Here is a 3826-nt window from a genome sequence, read left to right on the forward strand (position 1 = left end):
CAGCGCCGGGGCCAACTCCCGTACCGGGACCAACGGCAGGCCCGGGACCGGCCGGCTGCTGGGCGCTGCCCTCATCCGGCGGATGGATATCCAAGCCGCCGGGCCTGTAGGGCTGCAGCACCAGGCGCGCGGTGCGGCGGCGCCAATGTTCCGTCCACGCGGTCATCAGCCACGGCACGAGGGCGGCCACGCTCACGGCCGCCCACACCCCGATCGAGAACCGCCAGCCCGCAGCCTGCTCAAGCGGCACGGCAAGCAGCGGGCTGAGCGCCGTGCCGACCGCCAGCAAGGTCACGTAAAGCGCGGTGATGAGGCCCATCCGGTCCGGGAAATAGCGCTTCACCAGCGGCGGCAGCAAAATGTTGCCGATCCCGTAGCCAACCATGGTGAGGCCGGACAGGATCAGGAATGCCGGCACATCGGAGACCATGGCGCGGCCCAGTTGGCCGACGGCGGCCATGCCCAGTGCCACGAGCAGCAGCGCTTCCATACCGATCCGGCGCATCAGCAACGGAACGGCGAACCCGGCAGCGGCGAAGGCGGCGGTGGGCAGCATGCCCAGCACACCCGTGGAGGCCGTGCCGAACGGCAGATCCGCGGCAATATCCGCCAACACCGGCGACACGCCGGAGACAGCCAGCCGCAGGTTGAGCGCCAGCAGCAGGACGCCGACGAGCACGGTCAGCCGGCCGGCAAATGGGGCGGGCGGCCGCCGGGCGGGGCCGCCCCCTGGGCGGGCATCCGGAGGCGGCGGGGAATCGGGGCTCGGTGGGGCGTCGGCGGTCAGTTGTGCGGGCGAGGGCAAGCGTGGTCCATGGGTCGAAAGGCCGGGCGGGCGGCCGGGATCAAAACCGGCAAGGAATCACTTTATCCCGTCGCGGCCCGGCTGCCCGGCAGGCGGGCTAGGAACCCTCCTGGCCCAGCCCTTCGGCGAGGATCCAGAATGTCTGGCGCAGCCGCTCCACCGCCGCCTCGTGCTGCCCCCGCTGGAGGTACTGCACGGTCTCGCGCCAGCCGTCGGCCCAGAGAGGATAGGCGACGGCGTGTTGGAACAGGTGCAACCGGGCCAGCGAGCGGTCGAGCACGTGCATGTTAACCGCCCTCAGTTCCTGATGATCCGCCGCCCCAAGGATGACGGTTACCAGGCTGCCGACGGCGCGGTAGGCGCCCAGCACGTCCTCTCGGTCGATCGCCGCCCTCAGGTCGTCCGCCATCGCGGCCATGGTGTCGATCTCCTCAGGCGACAGCCGCGGGGCTGCCCGCTCGAACAGCGCAACCAGCACCACGCCCATCACATCCAGGAGTTGGATGGCCTGTTGGGGACCGGGATTGGCGATCCGGTGTTCGTGGCCGGTGGCCTCGATCAGGCCTTCTTGCGTGAGATCGCCGACGGCGTCGCGCACCAAGGCCTCCTCCGCACCGATGCGGCCGGCGAGCCCGGCAACGGTGACCCTGGAGCCCGGCTCCAAACCGCCCGCCAGGATGTCCTCCCGCAACCTGCGGACCGCTTCGTCGCGGACCGCTCCCCCGGGACCGCTGCCCCTCATCATGACCCCCTGCCGCGTATGACCGACGTCACATACGAGTAATGTACGCGAAAAGGTAGATCGGGGTCACCGGTGCTGGCTACTCTGATGGGACCTGCGGCACAGCGTCGTGCGGCAGGTTCTAAACGTGCAGTCAGGATGTGCGCAGAATGAACGCCACCTATACCGCCACCGCAACCGCCAACAGCAAAAACCACCAGGACTGGGGGCGGGCGATGGCCGCCGCGTTGGCCGATCTGGTACAGCAAAGCGAAAGCGGCCCCGCCGGGCCGCGGGAGCTCTATGGCGATGAGCTGCGCCTGCTGATCGAAGAGACGGCGGAGGGGGTCCTGATCCACCTGTCCTGGACACCCGGCGGGCGGGGCGCCTCCGACACCGTCGCCTGACTCCAGCCGGCCGGTGTCCGGCCGGCCGAAGATTGTTCCGCCGCCGCCGATGCTGCCAAGATGATTCCATGGTCTACCGCCAGCCGTACCTGCACGATCTCACGGGAGTATTTGCGGCACCCGTCCAAGCCTGGAGCGAGCCCCACGGGCAGATCAGGGGTACCGGAGCCCAAGGGGTCTACTGCGGGGACGACCGGGTGCTGGCCCGCTGCCTGCTGGCGGTGAACGGGCAGGAACCGGAGTGGATCTCCACCCAGTCGCGCTCGGCCGGACGCGCCGACTTCTTCTCCTTCATCCGGACCGCCGAAGACGGGACCGATCCGCTGGTCACCCTGAACCGCTCGCGGGCGGCGGAAGGCGGCCGGCTGGCCGAGGCGCTGACGTTCACGTCGGCCCTCGAGGACGAGTTGGAACTCCAGGTCCGCGTCGACCTGGTGGCCGATGCCATTCCCCTGGAACAGGTGCGCGCCGGCGCCGCGGGCGAGGCCGGCTCGGTGGCCCCCGGCGACGCCGTCTGGAGCTGGCGGGACAATACACGCGCCGCGCTGACGGCCGAAGGCGCCCGGGTCAGTTTCGACGGCAGCTTGGTCCGGCTGGAGTGGACGGAACGGCTCAAGCCGGGCGCCGTCGTCGTCCTGTCCTGGAGCCTGGAGCTTGACGACGCCGAGGCTCCCCTGACCGGCGCGGCCGCGCCCCCGCTGCGCACGCCGTCATTGGCCGGGGATCCCCGGCTGCAACGGCTGATGAGCCGCTCCGTGACCGACCTCAACAGCCTGCGGATGGCCGGGCGCCAAACCCCGGGCGACGTCTTCCTGGCCGCGGGGGCCCCGTGGTTCCTGACGCTGTACGGCCGGGAGGCGCTGGTTGCCGCCCGGCTGCTGCTGCCGGTCGACGCCGCGGTAGCGGAAGGGACGCTGCGGGCGGTGGCAGCCTGGCAGGGCACGGCCGAGTCGGCGGAATCGGGCGAACAGCCCGGCCTGATGGTCCAGGAGGTGCGGCAGCGCCGCCTGTCGATGCCCGCCGACGCTGCGGTCCGGCAACTGCCCCCGGTCCTGTACGGGTCGCCCGACGCCACGCTGCTGTGGATCGTGCTGCTGCACGACGCCTGGCACTCGGGGATGCCGGAGGATGCCGTCCGGGACCTGCTGCCCCATTTGGAGGCCGCGCTGGACTGGCTGCGCATCGACGGCGACCCCGACGGCGACGGCTTCCTGGAGGCGCCCGTTCCCGCCCTGCAGGGTCCGGGACACCAGGGGTCCGGCGACACGCGGGCCGCCTACCACTATCTGGACGGCAGGCCAGCCACCGGAACCGTCGCGCCGGCCGAACTCCAGGCCTACGCCTACGAGGCGGCCCGTGCCGCGGCCGTGCTGCTCGACTACTTCGGCGAAATGAACGCCGGCGCCGAGTGGCGCGACTACGCGTCGCGGCTGGCGGAGAACTTCCGCAGCCGGTTCTGGTGCACCGACGACGCCGGCCCGTACCCGGCGATGGCACTCGACGAACGGAAGCAGCGGGTGGACGGGGTCGGGTCCGGCATGGGACACCTGCTGGGCACGGGACTGCTGAACCCCGAGGAGACCCGGACGGTGGCCGCGCGGCTGATGGACCGGACCTTGTTCTCCGGCTACGGCGTCCGGACCCTGTCGACGGCGAACCCCGGGTTTTGGCCCACCCGCCGCCGCGCGGGGGCGGTCTGGACGCAGGAGACCGCGTGGACTGTGATGGGGCTGCTGCGCACCGGCTTCCAGGAACAGGCCGCACAGCTGGCGGCAGGATTGCTCGACGCCGCCGAGGGATTCGGCTACCGGTTGCCGGAGCTCTTCAGCGGGCAGGCCGCGGTGGAGGTCCGGCCGGCACTGCCGTATCCGTCCGCCTGCCGGCCGCACGCCG

4 protein-coding genes are annotated in these 3826 nt (G+C 71.3%); 2 read left to right on the forward strand and 2 right to left on the reverse strand.

The annotated features are described in order from the left end of the window. Positions 1-679, reverse strand: a 679-nt coding sequence (locus AC5RV2_RS15725) for an MFS transporter (RefSeq protein WP_494093108.1), incomplete at its 3' end; no start/stop codon positions are given. Positions 680-902: 223 nt separating this feature from the next. Continuing rightward, the gene (locus AC5RV2_RS15730; protein WP_494093109.1) at positions 903-1550 is read right to left on the reverse strand and encodes a GntR family transcriptional regulator; all 648 of its coding nucleotides are present in this window, start codon (positions 1548-1550) and stop codon (positions 903-905) included. Between the two features lie 146 nt (positions 1551-1696). On the opposite strand from AC5RV2_RS15730, the gene AC5RV2_RS15735 reads away from it, so the two are divergent. Beyond that, positions 1697-1933 (forward strand): hypothetical protein, encoded by a 237-nt coding sequence (locus tag AC5RV2_RS15735; RefSeq protein ID WP_494093110.1) that lies wholly within the window; start codon positions 1697-1699, stop codon positions 1931-1933. 68 nt (positions 1934-2001) lie between these two features. Further along, the coding region (locus AC5RV2_RS15740; RefSeq protein WP_494093111.1) for a glycogen debranching N-terminal domain-containing protein at positions 2002-3826 on the forward strand (1825 nt) is incomplete at its 3' end.

The sequence above is a fragment of the Arthrobacter sp. Y3225116 genome (assembly GCF_059091245.1).